Raw genomic sequence first — 23,376 nt, forward strand, 5'->3', positions numbered from 1 at the left:
ACGTTTTCGGTAAGGGCGGGTTACGCTTACGTTGTTCATAGATAGTGTCCACTAAAGAATAAGTGGACACTATCTTGAAGCCTTCGGCATCACACTCAAGATGGGTTTGCCGGACGCTTACACTCCTTCGCATCCATAAAAGGTTGAACTCTCTTCTGAATCGGATCGAAAAGCCTGACTATTTGATGTCTGGCGTCCGAGGGCGCTCTCATGTTGATAATGCTAAACGACATCTAGGTCACCATGCGGTTGTAAAAGTTGATATAAAAAAGTTCTACCCTTCGACCACAAAGAGCATTGTGAGCCGGGGACTGAGGAAGACATTTCGTTGTTCAGAGGATATAGCTGAAACATTGGCGGAACTGTCGACAGTTCGTTCTTATATCCCAACTGGCAGCCCCCTTAGTCAAAGCATGGCATTTATGGTGAACCTTCCAGCGTTCAACCATATTAATGCGTATTCTAGGTCCCGTAATCTCAGGTTTACACTCTACGTCGATGACTTGACGTTCTCGGGAGAGAAAATCCCCAAAGACTTTGTTTCCTATGTACAGAATTACCTTAAAAACAGCAGGGGTTACGGCAGCCATAAGATTCGAAGATACAGCGCGAGCACAGAGAAAGTCATTACAGGCGTTGTCCTTGACGGGAACAATGCCAAGGTCAAACGAACACAAAGAAGAGTCATAGCTAGTCTTTATCGCAGCATCCCTTACTATTGTGAACCGGTTCGTCGAGAAGACGCAGCGACGATTAAGTTCTTCCAAAGAATAATAGGTCATCTTTTCTCGGCGGGTGAAATCAGCCCTGGATACCGGAATCTTGGAGCGAAGACTGTCGCAAAGCGTAAAGCTGCCGGGGTTAGAGCTCAAAATCAGAACACTATCTAGGGTGGTCGCTGCTCAATCCCAGTACAGTTATTGACAGAACTCCAAGGTGGCGGGAAATCCTCACTGTTCAGCTTCTCCCATGCATAAGCGGTGTCGTCAGGAAGTGCGTCAATTTCCGCAAGTGTCACTTCACGGACTTGAGAGAGGCGTTGAAGGCGTTCGAGCCAGGAGTCGTGCGATGTGGAGGTTAATTCTATCGTTCGCTGCGGTCGTTTCACCTCCCACCGTAAAGTTCTCGTAATCCAGTATCGACCCCGAGCATAAAGACCAAACAACTTGCCCTTGGAGAGCTCGCCATACTGGTTAATGGGGCAATCAAGGTATTCTCCAGTGTCCTGATCGAACTCCAGCCATTTGGCCGCTTTTATAGGGTGGTCGGCACGCTTGGCACACGGGCCATACATAGCCGTAACGAATCCCGCCCAATCGCTGTTGTCCGCTGCAACTCGAGCAGCCTCTACGGTTTCATCATCTGAGTGCTCTAAACGTCTAAGTTCCCGCCAAACGGTAACCGGTGGGCCTCCAATTTGCTGAAACTGGCGAATTCCGTGAATGCTTGCCCAGGCACGAACACGGGGAGCTACGTCTTTGGTGAGGTTGCCATGCCAATCCTCAGCGTCGCTCCCGTCCTCCTTGAAATCACCATCGATGTTCTTGCAAATGTACTTCACGATATAGCCAGTTGCTGAGCCACGTTCGTAGTCGATATCCACTGCATCAAACCTGAACTCGTCGGCTCCAGGTTCATCGCCATCTTCAAGCAAAGCATATTCACGCATTATCTCGACGAGCCGGTTCTTTTCGCTCGGTTCGATAAACAATAAAAGATGCCAATGCGGAGTTCCGTCATGGTGTGGTTCGGTGATGCGAAATCCGTAAATGCGGATGTCTTCACGATCTAACTGAGCCCGAATACGCGCCCAAATTCCCGTGAGGTATTGTTGGGCTTTTTTTGGTGTCGAGCCGCTGTACTTTGGGTTTGGTTGGCCAGTGGCTTTAACTGGGTGGTATTTGCTTGGCGTCGTTAGGGTAAGGAACACTCCGTCGTGACCCAGTTGGCGAGCGATAGTCTCGAAGCCGGATGCTCGAACAATCAGCTCGGATCTTCGAACGTAAGGGTTACTGACAGAAAGCGAAGCCAGCTCTGCAAGGGTGTACTCTTGGCATTGGTCGTTCACAGCTATCATTTCTTCAAGCAACGAGCGGTTTCTGGTCAGCTGTTCGAGATGAAGTTTTAACCCCCAGTCTGATACGTAAATGCCTTTTTGTTTTGAGACCAGGCCGTAGTTGCGGGCGACGTTGTCCAGCACTTGCTTCTGCTCTTTCCGTAACAGACGGCGCCACCAGCGGTCGTTTTTAGTTCGCTCAATCCGGCTGTTGTCCGTCTCTCCATCGGGAAGCGAAAAGCCGTAACGAGCAAGCAGTTTGGCAATGGCTTTCAGGGCAGTGGCGGGATCTTTGATTCGCGCGTTGATTTCTCCACAGGTTCTTGCTTTGGCTTTTGCAAAATCGATGATCTGAGCATCATCTACGGTAAGTTTGAGGTCTCGCCGTTGGAGTTTTTCAATTAAGTTTTCGAGGGCTGTTTCCAATGCCACGCACCCCTGTTCCTGACCTATTAGGTACAGGCGAGGTTCAAGCTTTGGAAATACCTGGGGGAGCCGTTGCCGAAAATCTGTTACTGCCAGTCGGGTTTGTCGGGTACCAATGGTGTAGAGGCGACCTTCAGTGCGGTAGTAACGGAAATCTCGTTGATTAGGGGAGGTCATTGAACCCTCCCGTAACGGTTTGGCTTCGTTACCGTAACGAAAAGCTGTTCGGCTGAGTGAGCCGTTAACGTAACAATCCGAGCAGGTTCCGTTAGATCGTTATTTGCGTTTTGACCTACCTGTAGGTTAATGGTGTGGGTGAGCACTATGGCATGTACCCTTTGGCGCACCTGAGGTGAACCTAGTGCGCTCTGATACCTATACCTAATAGGGGAAGGTTTCTCACTTTCTGATATTACGTGACGGAGAGTAGCCATCACGCAATCTCAGATGTAGATAGTCGAACCTGTTTGTTGATGTAGTCGTGAAGGTCGCTCAGCCGATATCGAACGGCGCGACTACCGATTTTGATGAAGGGAACCCGGGCACCGGCCCAACGGTCGCGCTCAAGGAACGCTTTGCTGACGCCAAGGTAGTTAGCGGCTTCACTTGTGGTAAGTAAATTTTGGATCATGGTCATACTCCTGTCTGGATCGTATGACGCCTAGCTTGTTATGAGTGAGAAGGGGTTGGAACACGCCTAGGGGGTAGAGATATATTCCTAGGGGGTAGGAATATAAGTGGGTATCTCTCACTAAGGACTGTATTTTGGGTGAGTCTATATCAATGGTTGATCTCGAAAGCTGTATTTATTGGCGGTATGATCGAGAGCACTAAGGGATAATGTGATTAAGCATTAGGAATTTGGAGGCGTAGGTGGGCAGGAGATCAGTTGAAGGATACGAGGGAGGGAATTGGCCAAGTACAACGGGCAATCCATCTGGTGGTGGGCGCGGTAACGGAGAGTCTTTAGATGCACGGGATGATGACCTCGAAAGCGATCCGAGTTACGTAAAACCAAGCGATAAGTCTTGCTGGGACGCAGTGCATAAAGCATACAGTGAACTCGCGTCAGAATCCTTCCGGTCAATGCCCCCGATGCCATTACAGGCACGTAGGTACGAAGGTGCCATAACGCGTTTCGAAAACTATGGAAATCAAGTGTTGTTTCAGGTTGATACAGACCTGAGAGAGTCTCCATTCAAAATATCTGAACAGCTGGTTGGCTATTGGAAAGGTCAGTGTCTTCAGCATTTTTCTACCCATAATTTGATCGGCGATCGAGTGAGGTTCATCGGTTCTAGAAAACCGTTGTTTGATAACCCCTGGATGAGAGTCAATCGATTTGAAAACCTTAACTGGTCTGAAGAGAGGTTTGTCCACGATGCCTCCCTATTTCAACTAGAAAATAAACTGAGACTGGGCGACCTTGGAGATAGATCGATTATTCGAGACTCTTTGGGCCATGAAAATAAAAAGCACTGGTTCTTATTGTCAGGCAACTATATCTGTCGCAGCGTTGGCTTCGTTACGCTAGAGCAGGCCTCGGCGTGGATAGCCTCGATTGAAACCAACTTACAATGGCGCGAGGGATGCAGGTTCAGCATCCATAAAAACTGGTTTGAATGCAGTATTGTCGATGCCAGTGGGGCTATGCCACAGTCTTGGCCTTCCTAGTTCGGACTTTCAGCTTAGGTGGAGCTAAATACTGCGACAGTGCGCCGTTTGTAGTTGGAGGCAGTCAACTACCAACTACAAAAAATTAAAGTGTTCTAAGAAGCTTTTTTTTGTGAATTCCAATCCAAATGCTTATTCGGTGGGCAGGATCGTCGGTTCTCAGCACATGATCCACTTCATTAATAAAATCATCATATAGCCGGGATGCTGCGTGTCGGTTTGTGAGGTGCTGATATCTTTCATCATAGACCGCCATCAATTTTGTGTTCAAGGTTGCGAATGCGCTGTTCTTGGCTTTGGCACCACGTTTGCCCGAATTTTTTGCCCGTAATTGAGAAAAGTGGATTCCATCGATGAAGGCAATCAAGTCACGAGCCTCAGATAACAAGCTATCACGTGCGCTGATGGCTGTGTGATAGAGCGAATCTTGTACATCAAACTCGCTATTATCTCCCCAAGAGCGATCCATATACTGTGTTTCTCCGCGGCCATACGCGGTTAACCGTTCATGGGTTTCAATCGCTTCAAAACATTTGCCCAAGGCGAGAACCGCAAAATAGTCCTCTGGTGTAGCGTTTGGAAATTCCGCTTGGTCGTTAAGATCGTAATCTTCAAACAGTGCCAGTATTTTCCGAGGATCCGTTAGAAAGACTACCGTCTTCTCTCGGCTCTGCCCAAATATAAGTTCGTGCCTAAATCGTTGCTCGGCGTTCGTCATTAACCAGTTTGAGAACTCGATTGCAAACTGCAGCTCAGCAAGTGATCGTCCCTGTAATTGCTCTTGGCAGCTTTCAATAAGATAGCCAAATGCCATAGTGAAATCTTTATGTCTGGCTTTAAGCGGCTCCTCCAAACACATGTCATAAGGCTCAAACGGATCTCGGCGATCAAAAAGTTCAGAGTCAAGAAGCGACATCAACAGATTCCTTGTTGAAGTGGTTAATAAAAAAATCAGTGATCTTTTGCATAGGCAGCCGCAGGCGCTCCACATCAAAGATGATGTAACCGTCAGTCACGTCGTTAGGATCCTTGTGGTTCATTAGCCGTTTCAGGGCGTAGGCCGGAATATCGAGTCGTTCAGCAGCGGTGATAAAGGTGCGCCTCAGATCGTGCAGAGTGAAGGTAACACCCGACAGTTTAGAGACGCGCTGAATGGCAGTGCGTGGCTCGGATAAATGCCCGCGCTCCGCGTCGCTCGGAAACACATAAGGGCTTTCTTGCTCTTTAAATCGGCGTAACAGCAGCACTTCAATGGCATCGCTGAACGGTAACCGATGAACGCGCCCGTTTTTGGTCTCAGTGATCGTCAGAGTTTTGTCTTTAAAATCCACCTGTTCCCAAGTGAGGGTTGCAGCTTCAGTTCGGCGCAGGCCAGTGAGCAGCACCAGATGCAGATAGTCCCGCGTCGTTTGGGTGTTCAGTTGCATTGTGGCGTCGTACCAAGCCTTGAGCTGATGATCCTTGATCAGGCTTTGTCGGCGTTCAACCTTATACCAGGCACGTTGATGGCTCAGTACATCAACAGGGTTTGCCACCAGGAAGGGTTTGCCGGAGGCGTCTTGGTAACGCTGCAAGGCGTGATTAAACACGGCCCGTAGAATCCGCATCCCATTGTCAGCCCGAGCAGGGCTGCGCTGTCCGTATTCGGTATGGCGATTCAGCACCATATCCCGGTTGATGTCTTTAAGGGCTTTGCTTTGCCAGTCCTTGAACATCTCCCGCATAGAACGGTTGTAGTCGTTGAGCGTATTAGGCTTCAGGCTTTTACGGGTAAACAGGTAATCTTCGAAGGCATCTTTTAACGTGATGCGTTGCGCGCGCTGTTCCTGAACTTCACGGATCGGGTCTATCCCGGTCGCAACTTTACCCAGAAATTTCTGGGCTTCCTTGCGCGCTTGTTCCAGGGTCAGGTTGCCATAGCGGCCAAGCGTCTTTCGTTTAACCCGGCCATCGACTCGTTTTTCTACGATGAACGATTTGGCTCCACCACTGGTCACCCGTAAACCAAAACCCGAGATGACTGAATCCCGATAAAAAGCCTGGCTGGATTTACCGTCCGGGCCGATCTGGGGCAGGGGAACTTTGTCGATAAAGCTCTTGGTAATTCTCAAGGGTAGGGCTCCACTCGAATTCGCCGGAAAGTCTCTTGCGCCTAAATGTAGACGCTATGTAGACAAAATTGGTTAAATTCTAGCGGATTTCTTCAAACAACTGCAAATATCGTTTTCTACGAATGCCACATAGTGCGCTGTTTTATATCGCTTATTAAAGCGATTTCAAATTTGTTCAAAGAAGGGCGCTAATAACTTAAAATCTCTCGACCTTCGGGTCGTGCCGGTTCGATTCCGGCCCGGAGCACCATTAAAGTCAGCTTTCCACGACGTTTAATACTCAATACATTTGAAATCCGCTCAAACTGGATAGCCTTCCAGGCTTGAACGCCGAAGGCGAGGCAAAGGCTTTGTGCCGCCTGCGCTTTACAGCTATCTGCGCGCCTACCACTGTTTTTTTATACAGCACTGTTGAATTCACGAAATCAGGAAGCCACGCATTTTCATGGAGCTCGCGGTAATACTGAACTAACCTGCTTTTAAATTTGAGACTGAATACGAGAGGCGAGCTTGGAAACAACCAAAAAATGAGAAGTGATCTGAGAGCCAAAATAGTCGAAGTGTGTGACAAAAAAATTGCAGCTAAAGGCAGCACTGTCAGCCTTTCTTTCTATGCATTCTTCGCCAACAAAAATGATGACGCAGAGCGGTTAATGGAAGTAGCTACATGGTGGATACAGACGCACCAGCTTGATCATTTTGAAAAAGCACAGAAAATCAGAGGGATGATAAAGGACGGGCTTTGATCTCGGGTGAATAACAGATAATCACTCCAGCCATGGCGACTCACAAAGGGTAATTACCTTATCTCTGGCTTTGGAACGGAAAACTAGCTGGCGATCGGTGACGAATTCGATTAAGCCCAAGAACATATCGGTTGACGAATTAATGCGCCGGGCAGGGGTGTAGCAGCATTGAATACGGAGTAAACCAATGACCAATGAAAAAATCGTACTGATCACAGGTGCCTCTAGCGGTATTGGTGCAGCCACAGCTGAGAAACTCATCGAGGCGGGGCACAAAGTCGTTATTACGGCGAGAAGTACCGGCAAGCTAAACGACATAGTCAAAAGGTGGGGCAACGACAGGGTTTTAGCGGTAACGGCAGACGTGTCCAAGCTAAACGAAATTACAAACGTGGTGGATAAAGCCATAGAAACATTCGGCAGACTCGATGTGGTGTTCGCTAATGCAGGCACAGGCGTTAACGCTCCGGGCATCGAAAACGGTGATCCTGACGAATGGAAAACGATGCTGGACGTGAATATCAATGCGCTGTTGTTTACCGCCAAAGCCAGCCTGCCCGCATTAAAAGAAACCCAGGGGCACTTTATTATTACCAGCTCCATTGCGGGCAAGATCACATTGAAAGGTTCTGTGTATGGTGCCTCGAAGTGGTTTGCTTACGGATTTGGCCAAAATCTAGCCGCCGAAATGGCTGAATGGAACGGTCGTTGTACCACCATCTGCCCCGGCATGGTCAATACGCCCTTTTTTGATGAGGCCAAGCCAGACAAGCTAGACCCCAGCGATATAGCCGATGCGGTTGTGTATGCTATTTCTGCCGACCCTAGATGCGATGTGCGTGAAATTACGCTGATGCCAACTAAGTAATTGGTCTTGAGCGACATTCGTTATCTGCGGCTTTATATTTTTCAAGGAACTAGCATGTTCATAGCAGAAACGCCGAGACTAGTGCTTCGGGAGTTGACCCTCAACGACGCTGGTGCGCTTGGGGAAATTCTTGGCGATCCAGAAGTAATGGAATTTTCGACCAATGGGCCGTGCACTGATGACGACACCCGAAAGTTTATTGACGGGTGTCTAACGTCATACAAAGAGCATGGCTTTGGTCAGTGGGGGGTTGTGGACAGTTCTTCGGGAGCCATCATTGGTTTTTGCGGCTTGAGTCCGGTTGACCTGAACGGGGTACAGGAGGTGGAGATTGGTTATCGCCTCGCTCGAAATGCATGGGGCCAAGGTTTGGCTTCAGAGGCTGCCGCGGCAGCGCTCGCGTACGGCTTTTCGAAATGTGGCTTGGATTCCATCATCGCGATTATCGCTCATCGCCATGTAGCGTCTGTTAGGGTAGCGGAGAAAGTGGGACTGAAAATGGATTTCTCAACAACCTACCGTGGCTGGGACGTGGGGATTTGGCGGAAAAAACATGAAGAATGGAATACCAGAAAGCCTCTCACAGAGATATTAAAATGACGTCCAACGAAAAACTTGAACGAAATCCGGTAGCTGATTTTATACTGATCTTACAGCTGGTTGCCTGGTTCATCGCCCTGAGCCCACTTTTCGGTGACTTCACCAGTTCTGATGCTGCAGGTAATGGAATGGCTCAAGGGTATGCTTTTATATTTGCGACTGTTCCTGGAATGATTTTTATCTTTCTTAGCAATTTTTATTTGGCGTTTAAAAAGCAGTTGAAGAAGTGGTGCAGGGTGGTTTCAGCAATCAATATCTTGGGGTTGCTTCTTCTGTTTCTGGTAATCAGTTAGTTATAAATCCTGGCTATTCCCTGACCACCTTTTTCACCGAGTCCGCTTTTGAAGATTTGGAGCCAACCTTTCTCCAGGCTTCGTATTCTTCGCCATTGATCCACGTAACGCCTATGTGTTCTTCCCAGTTTTCAAAGTCTGCACTTCTGTAGCTATCACCTCCGCAGCCGCCTGCACCATAGGCGATTTCGCAAACTCTCAAAATAATATATTCACCGTCATAATCGAGTACCTTCTTGCCGCGGCCACTATTGGTGCACTGGGTGAACAGGCGGGATGGGACTTTGAATATGACTTCTGCGGTTTTCTCATCACCACTGCCTGTTACTCGGGTGATGGAGCAGGTACCTGCGTAAAATTCGTCGCCGTTGATGGTCACATCCGGCTCCAGAGGTTCCCACCAGGCTATGGGCGCCACTTCCTTTTCTGATTCAACACTCCCGCTTTTGTAAAACTCACAGCCAGTCAGCAGTGCTGCTGCCACTGGTAAGACGAAAAATATACGGAGAGCTTTTGTCACGCGGCTTGCCGTAAACAATTTACTCACTAACTGATACATGCGAACCGCCCATAGAGAAACCTGGAGCCTAGTATACAGATTATGATCACCAGCTTACTTTGGCGCCAAGGGCTTACGCGTGAAAATACACAGTATCGGCGTGCCCTGTTGCCGAATGACAGGTTCAATATCCCGATGCAGAGCGTGGTAGTGATAGAAGGGAACTCTGGGGAACAAGTGATGGATGGAATGCAGATTCTGGCCCAGCCAAAACCACTCTAATGGCTTCATCCAGGTGGGCATTATCAGGCTGTTGGTGTTGCGGTAACGCTCGGCAGATTTGTAAGGGATGTGTGGCCGATAGGCGAACCAGTAGGCGGTGAAAAAGCCACCCATCACATACCCAAGAAGAACCACCCAGGCAGCGCCGGGTACATCGATCAGGGCAAGAAAGGCCACGCGCCAACCCAGGGAAACCGCTATCTCTGCACAATACACGCTGCGCTCTTTAATCGTGGCTTTGCCCCAGTGGGCACTTACAAAAAACGTATTTTGTAACCACAAAAACTGAAACACCGTGCGAATTGCTCCAATGGGCCCCCGGCCAATTCCGCTGATCAGATAATCAGGGTCTTTGTCTGGCTGGTTGGTGTATCGGTGATGGGTAAAATGCTCAAGCCGGTGTGAGGCGTAGGGAATGGCGATCAGGGGAGCCATTAAATAACCGCACAGATCGTTCACCCAGCGCAGCTTGTCATGCTTGCCATGAATGTTTCCGTGAACGGCCTCATGCACCGGGGTGTAGGCCATGTAGGTGAGCGCAGCAAGAACAAGTGTCGCGGCCCAGGCTGGCATCAGGCCGAATACAAAAAGCACCAAGTTGCCGATAAAACCAACCAGCACCAACGCCACTAAAGCGACCGTTGGCCACCCGAATTGCCCCATGTAGTGTTTTGCGAAAACAACGGCTTCGCGGTTGGCTGCGCTCACATCCTGGGGCATGCTTTCCTCTCGTTTTAATATTTGTTGGGAATATGCTTTCAATGTAATGTCTTCCATAACCTGCGCACAGGGCAGCTCTGGCCAATCGGGAAGCCCTTGTGGCCAGTTATGCTGATCAAACCCAAACTATAAAAGTACCTTGATGATTAACGCTGACCCCATTCTTCATCCCATTGTCATCAGCCAGGTAATGATTAATTTCGCCGCCAGCCTGGGTGTCGATAAGGACGCCTGTCTGCAGGGCACGGGCATTACCGATGAGGCCTTGATGGATGGCGAGGCACTCATTGCCCGCGATCAGGAAATGCGTTTGATCGAGAACCTGATTCTTGCGCTGCCAGACACGCCTGCACTGGGCTTGAAGCTTGGAATGCAATACAACGTGGCGACGTTTGGCATTTGGGGCTTTGCGTTGAGTACCAGCCGCACTCTCAGGGATGCTGCCAAAACTGCCATCCGTTACCTGCCGCTAAGCACTGCCTATTGTCGGCTGTATTCGTTCGATGAAGATGGGTTCTTTGGAATTGGTTTAGACCCGGCATCTATCCCCCCGCATGTGCGCCAGTTTTTGCTGGAGCGTGACCTGGCAACGGGTGTGAATCTGGTGCGGGAGCTGAGTTTGTCGGGCCTCGCAATCAGTAAAGCTGAGTTTGAAGGGCTTGAGCCTGCGTACTCTGGTTTTATTGAAGAGGTTCTTGGAGTTAACCCCGCCTATAACAGCCAACGTAACGCAATTATGGTGGCGGGCCTTGCAGCCGATAAGCCGTTGCCCACGTTCAATGCAAGATTGGTGAGAATGCTGAACGATCAGTGCCGTTTGCAGCTGGAACAACGGCAAACCAGTGGATTGTCCGGGCTGGTTCGGCAGCAAATTCTAGGCCCGCTTGGTTTGGTGGCAACACTCGATGAGGTGGCCAGCGCGCTCGCTATGTCATCACGAAGCCTTCGGCGGAAGCTGGAGCAGGAAGGTACCAGTTTTCGGGCTCTGGTTGATGAAGAGCGCCGACAAACGGCTACGCAGATACTCAGCGGTAGTGACATGAAACTCGACGAGTTAGCCATTCATTTGGGCTATACCGATACAGCCAGCTTTACCCGGGCTTTTCGGCGCTGGATGGGCGTCTCTCCGGGTGAATATCGCAAAACCAACGTGTTGTAACATGCGCTAAAGGTCGCTTCGACAGCGAACGCATCCTGCCTGATACTGACTGTTTTCTGATTTACGGTGAACGGAGGTAACCCGCCATGACAAATCTGCTGAAAAGGCATACCGATGAGATGGGCATTACAACCCTTACCCTGAGCCAGCCTGAACGGCGCAATAGTCTTTCTCTGGGCATGCTGGATGCTCTGGGTGAAGCTCTCGAAGACATCGCCGCAGACAGCGCTACACGGGTTGTGGTGATTGCGGCTGAGGGTAAGGTGTTTTGTGCTGGCCATGATTTGAAAGAAATTCGCGACCAGCTGGATAGCCACGAGTTTCAGTTGGCGTTGTTTAAGCGTTGTAGTGAGGTAATGCAGCAGGTGGTTAACCTGCCAAAGCCCGTTATTGCCCGGGTGGCGGGTGTGGCGACGGCAGCTGGGTGTCAGCTGGTGGCGAGTTGTGATTTGGCGGTTGCAGAAACCTCAGCTCGCTTTGCCACGCCGGGGGTGAATATCGGGCTGTTCTGTTCAACACCTATGGTCGCACTCTCTCGAGACGTATCACGAAAGCACGCCATGGAAATGCTTCTTACGGGGGAGATGATCGACGCCGCTCGTGCAGAGCAGCTAGGGTTGGTAAACCGTGTGGTCGATGAATCCTTGCTGGATGAGACGGTGTACGCCATGGCTCGCACCATTGCTGAGAAATCCGGGCACACGCTGAAAATAGGTAAGGGCGCTTTCTATAAACAGCTGGAAATGCCCCTGGCCGATGCATACGACTACACGGCCAGGGTGATGGCAGAAAACCTGCTTGCGGATGATGCCCGGGAAGGCATCTGTGCGTTTCTGGATAAGCGTAAACCGGAGTGGCAAGACCGCTAGCGATTACTGCAGTTCTGTTCGCCAAGCTTGAGTCGATCTCCGACCCCAATATCATTAGCTTCAAAGAAGCCTGCGTTCATTTCCACGGCGGAGATGAACGCAACCTCCGCAGGATAGCTGGGGCAGCGCGCGCCACTGGATGAGTCGCAAGGTTCCATCTGTTTGATGTTGCCAATCACGCCTTGGTTATTCAGGTAGGCGATATCGAGTGGGATGAGAGTTTGGAACATCCAGAAGCCATGATCCGGGCTCTGCTGCTCCTGATACTCAAACAGCATCCCGGAACTGGTTGCCATAGACTTTCTGCCCATCAAACCTTTCTGGCGATCCCTTGGCGCACGCGCCAGTTCCAGGCTGACGCTAACGGCGTTGGAGGCTGTTACGAAGCACCCTTCAATAACTGGCAGGCCGACTGATGGCTCGACAGCAGCCGAACCAGAGCAACCAGCCAAGGTGGCCACAAAGCAGAGCAGGGTGTAGCGGTATCGCATCAGGTGCGCAGCCGGTAACCGGTTCTGAAAATCCACCAGATACCTGCCATGCATGCGAAGAGAAAGAGCAATGTCATCCCCACGCTAATTCCTATGTGCACATCAGACACCCCATAGAAGGCCCACCGGAACCCGCTAATCAGGTACACCACCGGGTTGAACAAGCTGATGGTTTGCCAGATTTCCGGAAGCATATCGATGGAGTAGAAGGTGCCCCCAAGAAAGGTAAGCGGGGTTACGATCATCATGGGAACGATCTGCAGCTTTTCGAAACCGTCGGCCCATATTCCGATGATAAACCCGAACAAGCTGAAGGTTACGGCGGTCAGTATCAGGAACGACAACATCCAGAATGGGTGCAGTATGCTGTAGTCCACAAACAGCCTGGCGGTGGCGAGTATGATCAGGCCCAGTATCACCGACTTGGTTGCCGCTGCGCCCACGTAGCCCAACACCACTTCAACGTAAGACACAGGGGCAGAAAGCACTTCATAGATTGTGCCGGAGAACTTCGGCATATAAATGCCGAACGAGGCATTGGAGATGCTTTGCATCAGAAGCGAGAGCATGACCAAACCGGGGATGATGTAGGCGCCGTATGCAATGTTATCAATATCGCCCATCCGGGAACCAATCGCTGAGCCGAATACCACAAAATACAGACAGGTGGAGATGACTGGCGAGAGCACACTTTGCATAAGAGTGCGCCGCATGCGGGACATTTCAAAGTTGTAGATGGCTTTAACACCGTAAAAATTCATGCTTTCTCCTGTTAGCCTTTGGTGGCTTGTTCGTGCACCAGGCCGACAAATATGTCTTCCAGGGAGCTTTCCCGAGTGCGCAGGTCGCGGTAATCAACGCCTATATCTCCAAGGGTTCGCAGTAATCGCGCAACGCCTGCCTGCTCCTGCTGGGAGTCAAAGGTATATATCAGTTCGTAGCCATCTTCGGACAGCTCAACTGGCTCGGTTAGCAATTCACTCGGTACCTCGTCCAGCTTGTTTTGCAGTTGCAGGCGCAGTTCTTTCTTACCGAGTTTGCTCATCAGTTGGCTCTTTTCCTCCACCAGAATGATTTCGCCCTGGCGAATCACACCAATGCGATCTGCCATTTCTTCGGCTTCTTCTATGTAGTGGGTGGTGAGAATAATGGTGACTCCGTCTTCCCGGAGTTTCCGAACCATTTCCCACATGTCGCGGCGAAGCTCTACGTCCACACCGGCTGTCGGCTCATCAAGGAACAGTATGCGTGGCTCATGGGACAAAGCTTTGGCAATCATCAGCCGGCGCTTCATGCCACCGGAGAGGGTCATGATACGGTTGTTCCGCTTATCCCACAGGGACAAATCCCTAAGCACTTTTTCAATGTGAGCGGGCTTGGGCGCTTTACCGAACAAACCTCGGCTGAACGATACTGCATTCCACACAGTTTCAAACGAATCGGTGTTGAGCTCTTGGGGTACGAGGCCAATGGTTGATCGAGCCTTGCGGTAATCCCTGATTATGTCATAACCACCAGCACGGACTTCACCGGATGTCATGTTGGCGATACCGCAAATGATGCTGATCATGGTGGTTTTGCCGGCGCCGTTCGGGCCAAGCAAAGCAAATATTTCACCCCGATTGATTTCCAGATTGATATTTTTCAGGGCCTGGAAACCGCCCTCATAAATCTTGTTGAGGTTTTTAACGGAAATATCCGGCTGCACGGGCGTATTCCTGTTTTTGAAAGTGGGTCAGATATGCGAGCGCGGCATTTTCTCATGTATGGCGCTGGTTTAGAAATCTTTGCCTTGACGCAGATAGTGTCCATAATGCTTTGTGGTTTTCAACAGGGGGTTTAAGCCCGGTATCGATATGTTACGAACGATTTTGATCTTGGGTTTTGTTTTGGGCCTGGCGACCGTAGCTGTATTTGGCGTTCGCTGGTTACAAACCCCAAACAATGGGCCTGCAGACGCTGCGTTACCTGTATGCGACTTGTTGGGCTCTCCCTGTGAATGGGAAACAGGGGCCGGTCTTTGGAGTGTTAGCCTTCAGATTATCGGCGACGAAGGGCAGGGCACGGAATACCGGCTAGTTGTTTCTTCACCGGTGGCGCCTGAGCGCTTCATTGCGGTTCTGAGGGGGGAGTCTATGTACATGGGAGAGTACCCAGTGCCGCTAAGTGGGGGGGGTAATGGTCAATATTCGGCACGGTTTGTTGCGCCTTTGTGCACCGCTGACACTGAGATGGTTTGGCGTGTGGATCTGCAGAGTGGCCAGCAACCTCTTTCGGAATCCGTGCCCTTGAAACTGGTATTTCAGAGTGAGGATCATTTAACGCGATAGTCTGGCCCTTATTCACCCCATACCTTGGCTGACAAAAGCTCAGGAAAGTGTAAAATCATGCAAGAATTCGCGCTAACTTCAGAGAAAATATGATGGATTATGGGGAAAGTGTACAAAAGGTACTTCTGAGGAAGATTCGCAAGGCCGAACAGGATCTGATGCAGCTGAAGCTGGATTATTGCCGTTTTGTTTTTGGCCTTACTCATCGGGCCAGAGTGGTATCGGGTGATACAACTTACCTGGTTCTTTCAGTCGATGTGGAGTCTATGGCATCTACAGATGAAGGCGCATTTACTCGCCCGTCTGTCGCAGGTGTACCTGCAGACACGCCGAGCCAGGCAGAATCGGTGCCTCTGGGCACAGACTGGGTATTGGAGCAGCAGCACAAGGGTTAAGAGATCAGATCAGTGCGTTAGCGGTAATAGCTGAATAAAGGCTGTTTTCAGGCTGAACGTACTGGTGAGCCTGCCAGAATTCCGCGCCTTCAAGCCCGGCGCGGAAACAGGCCAGCAGTACGCCGCAAGAAGTCAGTGTAGCTATCGCCTGCACGGCTTCTGACTGCCGAATACCGGTTTTACGGGCGGCAATCTGGGCCACCAACCCTGCTAATGAATCACTGTGCCGTTCTGATTGGTCGCACAGGGCGCAACCGGCGCCGTATAACCAGGCTGCCGCATAAGCACGAACCGCTTCCGGCGCGTTGCTGAGTTGCAGGCCACTTATTCGACAGTCCCTTTCCTGAAGACCTGCAAGAATGTGCAGCTGGGTAAACAACTCTGTACGATCTGTGGTAGCCAGGCGCTTCTGTTTTTGAACAGATGGCTTTTCCTTGGGTGTTACAGGCAGGAGTCGGTTGTCAGCTGCAGTCGCCAGTAGAGGTTCAGAGCGAGTCAGAGTTAACATTCGCCACACCAGGGCCACAACCAAAACAAGCAGGCCGACCTGAGTCAGTACAACAAGTCCTTCGATCATGAGCGGTGCTACCTTGAATGAACTATTTCAGAACGTTTCAACAGTGTAACGGATTGTATCCTTTAGTCGTCGCGAACTCTTGGTCATAAACGGCCTTTAAATCGACTAACCTGCAGAAATTGTGACAAGGTTCCCAGTGGCTAATGAAAGAGAGAAGGCCCCAATACTCCCAAAGGCAGCCTGATGACAATTATTCTGGTACTCCACACTCTGTTGGTTCTTACTTTTACCATCCGGATTTTGTTACGGGATGATCTATCGCCGCCCGGGCGGCTCGCGTGGTTTGTGGTTCTTAATTTATTGCCTTATTTCGGCAGTGCTATTTATTTCCTGTTCGGCGAAACAGATATCGGCAACCGCGCAAGCAAACGACACAAAGAGGTCTTCCGCGAAATAAGAGCGAAAGCGTCCTGGTTTATGGGTGACGCCACCAATACTGAAACACTGATTGATCCCGTATACCGCCCCGCGTTTCGCTATGCGGGTTCGATAAATGGCTTCCATCCTTCAACAGGCAATACTGCCGAGTTGATGAGAGATGGCGATGAGACTCTTTCCAGAATGGTGGCCGATATCGACGCCGCTACCGATCATGTTCACGTGCTTTACTATATCTGGCTTGACGACAACACCGGTCACGCCATTGCTGAAGCCTTGATTCGAGCCGCACAAAGAGGTGTGGTCTGCCGTGCCATGGCGGATGGGCTGGGTTCCCGTGCAATCATAAACTCGCCGCTCTGGCAGCGTATGAAAGAGGCGGGCGTTCGTATGGCGGTTGCTCTATCCCTGAAGCATCCCATTCGCACCATTCTGACCAGCAGATTGGATCTTCGAAACCACCGCAAGATTACAGTGATTGATGCCCGCATTACTTATTGCGGCAGCCGGAACTCCGCAGACCCTGAGTTTCTGATTAAAGCCAAGTACGCGCCCTGGGTAGATATCATGCTCCGGTTTACCGGGCCGGTGGTGGTTCAAAATCAATTACTGTTTGCCAGTGACTGGATGCAGGCTACCAACGAGTCTTTGGATGGTATCCCTTTATCGTCTGGGCGGGGCAAAGAAGGATTTCCTGCACAGGTTATGGGCGTTGGCCCAACTGAGCGTCATGGTGCTACACCCCATCTTTTTGCCAACCTGTTTGCATGCGCCCAAAGCGAACTGACACTCTCTACACCTTACTTTGTTCCCGATGCTACGGTTCTTGAAGCCCTTTGCGCGGCTGCCTACAGGGGTGTGAAAGTAGCGCTGATCTTCCCTAAAATTAACGACAGCTTGATTGTGGCCGCTGCAAGTCGCAGCTATTATCACCGGCTGCTCGATGCCGGCTGTGTTATTCATGAGTTTAAAGGGGGATTGCTGCATGCAAAAACCCTCACCATTGACGGCAAAATCAGCCTGATCGGATCGTCGAATCTCGATTTAAGAAGCTTCGACCTGAACTATGAAAACAACATCCTTCTGCAGGATGAAGCCACAACGCAGGCCATCACCGAACGCCAACAGAGCTATATCAGTCAATCTGAGGTGGTCACTTTGCCTGAGGTTCTTGCCTGGCATTATCACGAAAGGATTTGGCACAACGTTATCGCAACCATTGGCCCTGTTCTATAACCAACGGCACCTGCGACACACGGGAAATACAAGATGCAACGTGGATTTACCAGGCTTAGTGTTTGTCTGAGCCTCTCTTTGATCATGGGTGATGCTTATGCCAGCCTGCCCGACACCAGAACCTCTGTTATCGAAGTGCCGGCTGGCACCGTTGGCCTTGGGGCAGCCCTGCGCAGGGGAACCAGCCCTTACACTGGTGTGGATAACATTTCTGGCATGGACAAAGACAGTAAGGCAGACCTTATCCCACTCTATCTTTATGAAGGTAAATGGTTATTCGCCCATGGCACCTCTGCAGGAGCGCATCTTTTCAAATCAGACTGGTTGAGTGTAAATATGCTCGCCAAATATCGATTCAATCAGCTCGAATCAGATGCCACCTCTTATTTTAACGGTATCAACGATAGGGATCAGACCGTAGATATGGGCTTTTCAGCCACGGTTTCCGGCGACTGGGGTTCACTTTCAACAACCTGGGCAAACGACATACTTGGTGTTCACAATGGCTATGAGTGGGATTTCACTTACGCTTATGGCATGGAGATCGGGCGCTGGTCTTTCACCCCATTTTTCAGCTACGTATACCAGGACAGCGATCTTACAGACTATTATTACGGCGTTGATGCCGAAGAGGCCAGGGCCGACAGACCTGTTTATAAGCCAGATTCTGCAGCGTTCTGGCGTGCCGGTGTTAACACTTCGTACCGGGCAACATCCCGCTTGCTGTTATTTACAAACGTTGCCTCTCAACATGTAGATAGTGAAATCTATAACAGCCCCCTGGTGGACGAGTCCCAGCTTGTTTCCGCCTCTTTCGGCTTTGCCTACCTGTTCGGAAATGCACTGGATGACTCAACCAAGCAGTCTGGCTCAGAGCGCGCTGGAGAGTGGTCGTGGCGGCTAAATGCCGGCTACCAGGCAGAGGGCCCTTTTACGCGAACAATGACAGGCAGGCTCAAGCGCAGCGAGGATGTTCACGCGTATATGGCCGGCTTAACTCTCGGAAAGCTGATTTCAGATGGCAAATACGTCGACTACTGGGGCAGGTTGTCCCTTAACCGGCGTTTTGAAAACGGATACCAGGATGACTTTGGTGAATACAATGCTTACGTGATGGCCATGACCCCGGCTAACCCGCCATGGTCATCTAAGGAGTGGTTTCGTTTAGGTATTGGCTTTGGCTTTTCTTACGCCGCAAAAGTTCCGTATGTAGAGCAGGTCAAACAAGCGGAGCGGGAGCGAAACACCTCTCACTTTCTCAACTACCTTGAAGGGCAAATTGATGTGCCACTGCGCCTGATGACTGAAAACAAAGCCGTTAGGAACTGTTACGTGGGCATTTCCTTGCTACACCGCTCGGGTATCTTTGCTAAATCTGACATTCTGGGCAGTGTCTCTGGCGGTTCCGACATGGTGTCTGGCCACATAGAGTGTAAGCGGTAAACGGGTAGGCCCTGAGTATTCAGCACCGAGACTTAGCAGGTTGGCATGGTTTTGAGGGCCAGCTTGCGACGAATATAGCGCCCAAGCGTATCAACACCTATGTTCAGCAGGGCTGTGATCAGGATTAGCACCATGGCACGGTCAAACCGGATATTCTGTATGGCGCTGTCTACATAGAACCCAAGGGTGTAGATGCCGAGAATCCCCAGAATGGCTGTCTCCCGCATGATAATTTCCCAGCGATAAAACAAAAATGCCAGAAATGAGCGATAAACGCGGGGTACCAACTCCCACCCATATCGGTTAATTCCGTTTGGCGCGTCGGGGCGAAGTTTGATTGTGTTGGTTTGTCGGCCTATCAGGTGCCCTATGATACCGCCGTTGTGCAAGGCCAGGGCTACCACTGCGGGCAACATCGACGGCCCCCAGAGTTGGAGGAGAATATAAGCCAGAATGTATTCCGGCGTAGAGCGCGCTATTACCAATGCAACATGGCCAGCATTGCGCCTTATGGGCCCGCCAAAGTGGTTGGAAATTAACGGGAATGCCAGCAGCGATATAATCCCTGTGGCCACCAGCGCAATCTGGGTAAGCACAATGGTGTTCCAGATGCCCGGCATAGCCTCGTTAATCATCAGGTCGTTCAGCCAGGGCGCAAGGCCAGCAAGACCCTCTCCATTACGCAATGGCGCGGGAACTATGTCTTCAGTAAAAAAGCGTTGCACGTTACCCCACACAATGGGCAAGCCTTCGCCAAGAAAGAAGGGAGCGCCGAGAATATACACGGGCAGCAGCTTTGGACGCACCCAAAGGGGCATTGTGGCAATCAACACGTAAAACAGGATCAGCATGGCGCCGGCGTCTGAATACAGCCCTTGGGAGAACGATGCCTCCAGGTAAAAGCCGAGTGTTGGCAAACCAACAAAGCCCAGGATGGCGCTGGAGCGCAAGCCGCACTCAAGGCGGTACGCGGTATAGGTCCGCATTTTCACCCAGCAGTCTGGAATGCGGGTGTAGAGAAATGCCGAGATGATTCCTGTGCCTGGTGGCAACGCCCGACCGGGCTCCGGATCGGCTTCTTCGAGAATTTCCGAGTACACCTTGGCAAAAATGCCCGCGTAAGGGATGGCAATTGCCAGTACCCCGGTTAGGGGATGAAAGCCAAAGAATTGAAGGAAAATCAGCGCCCAGAACAGCTCGTGTATTGCGCGAACAAATGCACAAAACATGCGCACGGGCAGGGATCGGTAAGCCAGAGCGAGAAGGAATCCCGCTACTCCCCCAAGCGCAACGCCTACGAACGCGAACGCAACCGTTCTAAGCAGGGCGGTCATCAGGCCTTCACTGCTGAAAAAGTTGGGCGTTACGATTCCAAGGAAGAAATTGCCCAGATCTCGCCAGGGATTGGATGCTGTGATGGCAATATCGGCAAACAGAAGCCCGACCAAGGCAATGGCAAGGAAAATAAAACTGGTACGAACCGTTGGGGAAGAGAACATGGAACGGCCGAGTTACCTAGTAAAGAGACATGATGTCTGAAGCCACAAGGTTCGCGCTTGGTTCATCGAGGGCGATTTGGCCATCCTGAATGCCCACTATTCTGGTGCAGTAATCCAGCGCCAGATCAACGTCGTGCAGCGCAATAATACTGGTAGAAAACCGATCCCGAAGTAGCGTCATTACCGTATTTGCCATGGGCCCATCGAGCGCTGAAACAGGCTCATCAGCTAGCAGAATGGATGCCTTGCGGTATAAAGCGCGGGCAATCGCAACACGTTGTCTTTGCCCGCCTGACAGTGACGCCGTGGGTGTCCAGAACTTTTCCGTCATTCCAAGTGACTGAAGAAGGGTGGTCACCTCAGCGCGGTCCTTGGCAAAGGGGCGTGCCAGTGTAATCGTGTTATACCAGGTTGAGTGCTTGTCCAGTTGCCCCATGTATACGTTATGGAATACTGACAAAGCACTCACCAAACCCAGCTCTTGGGGGATAAGCGACGACTCCCGATTGACACGTTCGTGCATCAAACGGATGAGTGTGGATTTACCAGCGCCGCTTTTACCCACGAGCGCGATTTTTTCGCCCGGGTTAACCTGCAGCGAAAGCGGGCCTATAACCCGCTTGCCGCTGAATGAAGCCGTAAGGCCAGAGAAAGCGAAGCCTGACATCAATCGAGGATTCCAATCTCTTCAGCTGTTTTACGAATCGGCTCATAGTCGTCGTTAGAGGCGGGAATAAAACCTGAGCGTGGGAAGCTTTCCAGCAGTTCAGGGTTATCGAGGTTCAACAGTGCTTCAGTAACGCGCTGCTTGAAGCCTTCGCCAAAACGCTCATCTACATCACCGCGAATAGTCCACTGGTAATCCGGGTAGGCGGGGGTTTTCCATATAACCTGAACGGCATCCGTATCAATGTTCCCGTCACTCAACTCTTTCTCCCAAACCTGGAAGTTGAGCGCTCCAATATCGTAGGTTCCGGCTTCAACCAAACGCAGAGTGCGTGTGTGATTACCGCTGAAGCCAACGCGCGAGAAGAAATCCTCAGGCTTGGTACCAAAGGTGTCGCGCACATAGAACTCTGGCATCAGGCGACCAGACGTTGAGCCTTTGGATCCGAAGGTGAAGGTTTTGCCCTTCATTGGAGCTTCCAGATCGCTGAGTTTCTCAGTCGGCTTAATTGCAGTGGTGGTATTGGCAATAAAATAGGTTTCGAAAGCTTCGTCTTCAACACCTTGAGCGATTGCCTCAGAACCTGGAACCAACCTGCGGGCCTGCACGCCGGAAAGGCCACCAAACCAGGCGAGCTGAACCTGGTTGTTACGGAATGCAGAAACCGCTGCAGCATAGGATTTCACTGGAATGTAACGTACATCAACATCCAGTTGCTCGGAGAGGTAATCTGCCACTCCACGAAAACGCTCTACCAGTTTGGTTTCGTCCTCATCAGGGATCGCTGTAAATACAAATGTTTCCGCCGATGCGGTTACGGCGGTGACGCAGAACAAGCTGGATACCACTAACTTCCGTATAAGATTCAAAGCCATTTGAAATCCTTGATCGGTTATGTGACTGATATAGTACAGGTGAAGGATACTCTGATTGCCGCAAAGCCTGAACAGCTATACGGTTTAAGGGTTTAATCAGGTCATATATCCGGGCACTATTCTCCGGAAATAGCTTGTAAGTCTACCAAAGTTTCACCCGGGCTCTGAAAGGGGGCCCTTATACCAAAGATGCTTATGGATATTATCATCATTACGCCTGCCGCTCCTGGCTCCAAAGCTGGAAACAGGGCAACCGCTGAGCGCTGGCAGGCGTTGCTGGAACAATCAGGGCATCAAGTGTCCGTTATCACGGAATACAAGGGTGAAGCCTGTGATTTATTTCTCGCGCTGCATGCCTGGCGAAGCCACGATGCCATTCGTTTGTTTCGTGAATCCTGGCCGGGTAAACCTTTGGTCGTCGCTCTCACGGGAACAGACATCTATCGGCACCAGTATAAATACCCTGAGCAAACTCTTTATTCCATGCAGGTGGCTGACGCGCTGATTGGATTGCATGCTCAAGTGGGGGACGATATTCCCGAAAGATTCCGGGACAAACTGGTCACGCTTTTCCAGTCAGCTGACAAGCCACCTGAGGCGCCGGGAGCGGCTGCTTCTGCGACGTCAGACTTCAATGTGTGTGTTATCGGCCACCTCAGGTCTGAAAAGGACTCACTGCGAGCAGCCAAGGCGGCAAGGTTGATGCCCACAGCTTCCCGAATTCGTGTGATGTGTGCAGGCAAGGCACACGACGCTCACTGGGAAGGCCTTGCGACCCGGGAAGCCGATGAGAACCCACGATTCCACTGGCTTGGTGAGCTTGAGAAAGCCGATGTTTTGCAGCTGATGGCCACTAGCCAGTTGTTGGTAATGAGCTCCCTCATGGAGGGTGGCGCTAATGTGGTCTCAGAGGCCTGCCGTGCCGGCTTACCGGTAGTAGCCTCCGATATTTCCGGTAATATCGGGTTGCTTGGTAAGGATTATGGCGGGTACTACCCGGTAGGCAATACGTCCGCGCTGGCTGCTGTGCTCACGCGGGCTGAGACGGATTCAGCATTTTTGGTTCAGTTACGAGAGCAGGTGAGCCAGCTGGCTGGCAAGTTCACACCAGAAAAAGAGCAGGAATCCCTGGAGCAGGCGCTTTTACTTGCCGTGCAGCGCTGTTCCAGGAATCAACCCTGA

The 23,376-nt window shown here is 50.9% G+C and carries 25 protein-coding genes; 12 read left to right on the forward strand and 13 right to left on the reverse strand.

What is annotated here, in order from left to right:
• Positions 1-886: 886 nt before the first annotated feature.
• Positions 887-2,659 (reverse strand): replication endonuclease, encoded by a 1,773-nt coding sequence (locus FFI61_RS16805; RefSeq protein WP_200371811.1) that lies wholly within the window; start codon positions 2,657-2,659, stop codon positions 887-889.
• Between the two features lie 256 nt (positions 2,660-2,915).
• Positions 2,916-3,113 (reverse strand): helix-turn-helix transcriptional regulator, encoded by a 198-nt coding sequence (locus FFI61_RS16810; protein WP_200371812.1) that lies wholly within the window; start codon positions 3,111-3,113, stop codon positions 2,916-2,918.
• Between the two features lie 530 nt (positions 3,114-3,643).
• On the opposite strand from FFI61_RS16810, the gene FFI61_RS16815 reads away from it, so the two are divergent.
• Positions 3,644-4,156 (forward strand): hypothetical protein, encoded by a 513-nt coding sequence (locus FFI61_RS16815; protein ID WP_227715023.1) that lies wholly within the window; start codon positions 3,644-3,646, stop codon positions 4,154-4,156.
• A gap of 85 nt (positions 4,157-4,241) precedes the next feature.
• On the opposite strand, the gene FFI61_RS16820 is transcribed toward FFI61_RS16815, so the two are convergent.
• Both FFI61_RS16820 and FFI61_RS16825 read right to left on the reverse strand, forming a co-directional pair.
• Positions 4,242-5,072, reverse strand: coding sequence for a hypothetical protein (locus FFI61_RS16820; RefSeq protein ID WP_200371814.1), 831 nt, complete (start codon positions 5,070-5,072; stop codon positions 4,242-4,244).
• Positions 5,059-6,267: a tyrosine-type recombinase/integrase gene (locus tag FFI61_RS16825; protein ID WP_200371815.1), complete on the reverse strand. Its 1,209-nt coding sequence runs from the start codon at positions 6,265-6,267 to the stop codon at positions 5,059-5,061. Before FFI61_RS16825 ends, FFI61_RS16820 begins: the two co-directional genes overlap by 14 nt.
• A gap of 527 nt (positions 6,268-6,794) precedes the next feature.
• Here FFI61_RS16825 and FFI61_RS16830 point away from each other — a divergent pair.
• The 4 genes from FFI61_RS16830 to FFI61_RS16845 all read left to right on the forward strand — a co-directional run bounded on the left by FFI61_RS16830 (position 6,795) and on the right by FFI61_RS16845 (position 8,774).
• Positions 6,795-7,013, forward strand: a complete 219-nt coding sequence (locus FFI61_RS16830; RefSeq protein ID WP_200371816.1) for a DUF6500 family protein — start codon at positions 6,795-6,797, stop codon at positions 7,011-7,013.
• A 187-nt stretch (positions 7,014-7,200) separates the two neighbouring features.
• Positions 7,201-7,881 (forward strand): SDR family oxidoreductase, encoded by a 681-nt coding sequence (locus FFI61_RS16835; protein ID WP_200371817.1) that lies wholly within the window; start codon positions 7,201-7,203, stop codon positions 7,879-7,881.
• Positions 7,882-7,935: 54 nt separating this feature from the next.
• Positions 7,936-8,481: a GNAT family N-acetyltransferase gene (locus tag FFI61_RS16840; protein ID WP_200371818.1), complete on the forward strand. Its 546-nt coding sequence runs from the start codon at positions 7,936-7,938 to the stop codon at positions 8,479-8,481.
• Positions 8,478-8,774, forward strand: a complete 297-nt coding sequence (locus FFI61_RS16845; protein ID WP_200371819.1) for a hypothetical protein — start codon at positions 8,478-8,480, stop codon at positions 8,772-8,774. The genes FFI61_RS16840 and FFI61_RS16845 overlap by 4 nt, the downstream gene beginning before the upstream one ends.
• 13 nt (positions 8,775-8,787) lie before the next feature.
• Here the strand turns inward: FFI61_RS16845 and FFI61_RS16850 are convergent, their stop codons facing one another.
• Both FFI61_RS16850 and FFI61_RS16855 read right to left on the reverse strand, forming a co-directional pair.
• Complete coding sequence (locus FFI61_RS16850) at positions 8,788-9,294, reverse strand: hypothetical protein (protein ID WP_200371820.1); 507 nt, start codon at positions 9,292-9,294, stop codon at positions 8,788-8,790.
• Between the two features lie 93 nt (positions 9,295-9,387).
• Positions 9,388-10,275 carry a fatty acid desaturase family protein gene (locus FFI61_RS16855; RefSeq protein WP_200371821.1) on the reverse strand — a complete coding sequence of 296 codons (888 nt, stop codon included), beginning with the start codon at positions 10,273-10,275 and terminating at the stop codon, positions 9,388-9,390.
• Positions 10,276-10,417: 142 nt separating this feature from the next.
• Here FFI61_RS16855 and FFI61_RS16860 point away from each other — a divergent pair, with 142 nt between their 5' ends.
• A complete protein-coding gene (locus FFI61_RS16860; protein ID WP_200371822.1) occupies positions 10,418-11,434 on the forward strand; it encodes an AraC family transcriptional regulator in 1,017 nt (338 codons plus the stop codon).
• 86 nt (positions 11,435-11,520) lie between these two features.
• Positions 11,521-12,303, forward strand: coding sequence for an enoyl-CoA hydratase (locus tag FFI61_RS16865; RefSeq protein ID WP_200205220.1), 783 nt, complete (start codon positions 11,521-11,523; stop codon positions 12,301-12,303).
• Here FFI61_RS16865 and FFI61_RS16870 read toward each other — a convergent pair.
• Genes FFI61_RS16870 through FFI61_RS16880 form a run of 3 tightly spaced genes read right to left on the reverse strand, consistent with a single transcriptional unit; the run spans position 12,300 to position 14,502 of the window.
• Entirely contained in the window at positions 12,300-12,830 is a 531-nt protein-coding gene (locus FFI61_RS16870; protein ID WP_310966374.1) for a DUF192 domain-containing protein, read from the reverse strand. The genes FFI61_RS16865 and FFI61_RS16870 overlap by 4 nt on opposite strands.
• Positions 12,794-13,555 (reverse strand): ABC transporter permease, encoded by a 762-nt coding sequence (locus tag FFI61_RS16875; RefSeq protein WP_200205221.1) that lies wholly within the window; start codon positions 13,553-13,555, stop codon positions 12,794-12,796. Before FFI61_RS16875 ends, FFI61_RS16870 begins: the two co-directional genes overlap by 37 nt.
• Positions 13,556-13,566: 11 nt before the next feature.
• Positions 13,567-14,502 carry an ABC transporter ATP-binding protein gene (locus FFI61_RS16880; protein WP_200205222.1) on the reverse strand — a complete coding sequence of 312 codons (936 nt, stop codon included), beginning with the start codon at positions 14,500-14,502 and terminating at the stop codon, positions 13,567-13,569.
• Between the two features lie 148 nt (positions 14,503-14,650).
• Between FFI61_RS16880 and FFI61_RS16885 the strand changes: the two genes are divergently transcribed.
• Positions 14,651-15,124: a hypothetical protein gene (locus FFI61_RS16885; RefSeq protein WP_200371823.1), complete on the forward strand. Its 474-nt coding sequence runs from the start codon at positions 14,651-14,653 to the stop codon at positions 15,122-15,124.
• Positions 15,125-15,213: 89 nt separating this feature from the next.
• Positions 15,214-15,519, forward strand: a complete 306-nt coding sequence (locus tag FFI61_RS16890) for a hypothetical protein (protein WP_227715024.1) — start codon at positions 15,214-15,216, stop codon at positions 15,517-15,519.
• Between the two features lie 4 nt (positions 15,520-15,523).
• Here the strand turns inward: FFI61_RS16890 and FFI61_RS16895 are convergent, their stop codons facing one another.
• Entirely contained in the window at positions 15,524-16,096 is a 573-nt protein-coding gene (locus FFI61_RS16895) for a hypothetical protein (protein ID WP_200205224.1), read from the reverse strand.
• Between the two features lie 183 nt (positions 16,097-16,279).
• Here FFI61_RS16895 and cls point away from each other — a divergent pair, with 183 nt between their 5' ends.
• Together cls and FFI61_RS16905 are read left to right on the forward strand one after the other, a co-directional pair.
• Complete coding sequence (gene cls / locus FFI61_RS16900) at positions 16,280-17,710, forward strand: cardiolipin synthase (RefSeq protein ID WP_200205225.1); 1,431 nt, start codon at positions 16,280-16,282, stop codon at positions 17,708-17,710.
• A 33-nt stretch (positions 17,711-17,743) separates the two neighbouring features.
• Entirely contained in the window at positions 17,744-19,153 is a 1,410-nt protein-coding gene (locus tag FFI61_RS16905; RefSeq protein WP_200371824.1) for a MipA/OmpV family protein, read from the forward strand.
• Positions 19,154-19,185: 32 nt separating this feature from the next.
• On the opposite strand, the gene FFI61_RS16910 is transcribed toward FFI61_RS16905, so the two are convergent.
• The 3 genes from FFI61_RS16910 to FFI61_RS16920 are packed head-to-tail and all read right to left on the reverse strand — an operon-like array spanning position 19,186 to position 22,194.
• Positions 19,186-20,652 (reverse strand): PhnE/PtxC family ABC transporter permease, encoded by a 1,467-nt coding sequence (locus FFI61_RS16910; RefSeq protein ID WP_200205227.1) that lies wholly within the window; start codon positions 20,650-20,652, stop codon positions 19,186-19,188.
• A 16-nt stretch (positions 20,653-20,668) separates the two neighbouring features.
• On the reverse strand, positions 20,669-21,319 hold the full coding sequence (locus FFI61_RS16915; RefSeq protein WP_200205228.1) for a phosphonate ABC transporter ATP-binding protein: 651 nt from the start codon (positions 21,317-21,319) through the stop codon (positions 20,669-20,671).
• On the reverse strand, positions 21,319-22,194 hold the full coding sequence (locus FFI61_RS16920; protein WP_200205229.1) for a putative selenate ABC transporter substrate-binding protein: 876 nt from the start codon (positions 22,192-22,194) through the stop codon (positions 21,319-21,321). The genes FFI61_RS16915 and FFI61_RS16920 overlap by 1 nt, the downstream gene beginning before the upstream one ends.
• Before the next feature lie 195 nt (positions 22,195-22,389).
• Here FFI61_RS16920 and senB point away from each other — a divergent pair, with 195 nt between their 5' ends.
• Positions 22,390-23,376, forward strand: a complete 987-nt coding sequence (gene senB, locus FFI61_RS16925; RefSeq protein ID WP_200371825.1) for a selenoneine biosynthesis selenosugar synthase SenB — start codon at positions 22,390-22,392, stop codon at positions 23,374-23,376.

This window comes from Marinobacter sp. DY40_1A1 (assembly GCF_016597815.1).
Taxonomy (GTDB): domain Bacteria; phylum Pseudomonadota; class Gammaproteobacteria; order Pseudomonadales; family Oleiphilaceae; genus Marinobacter; species Marinobacter xiaoshiensis.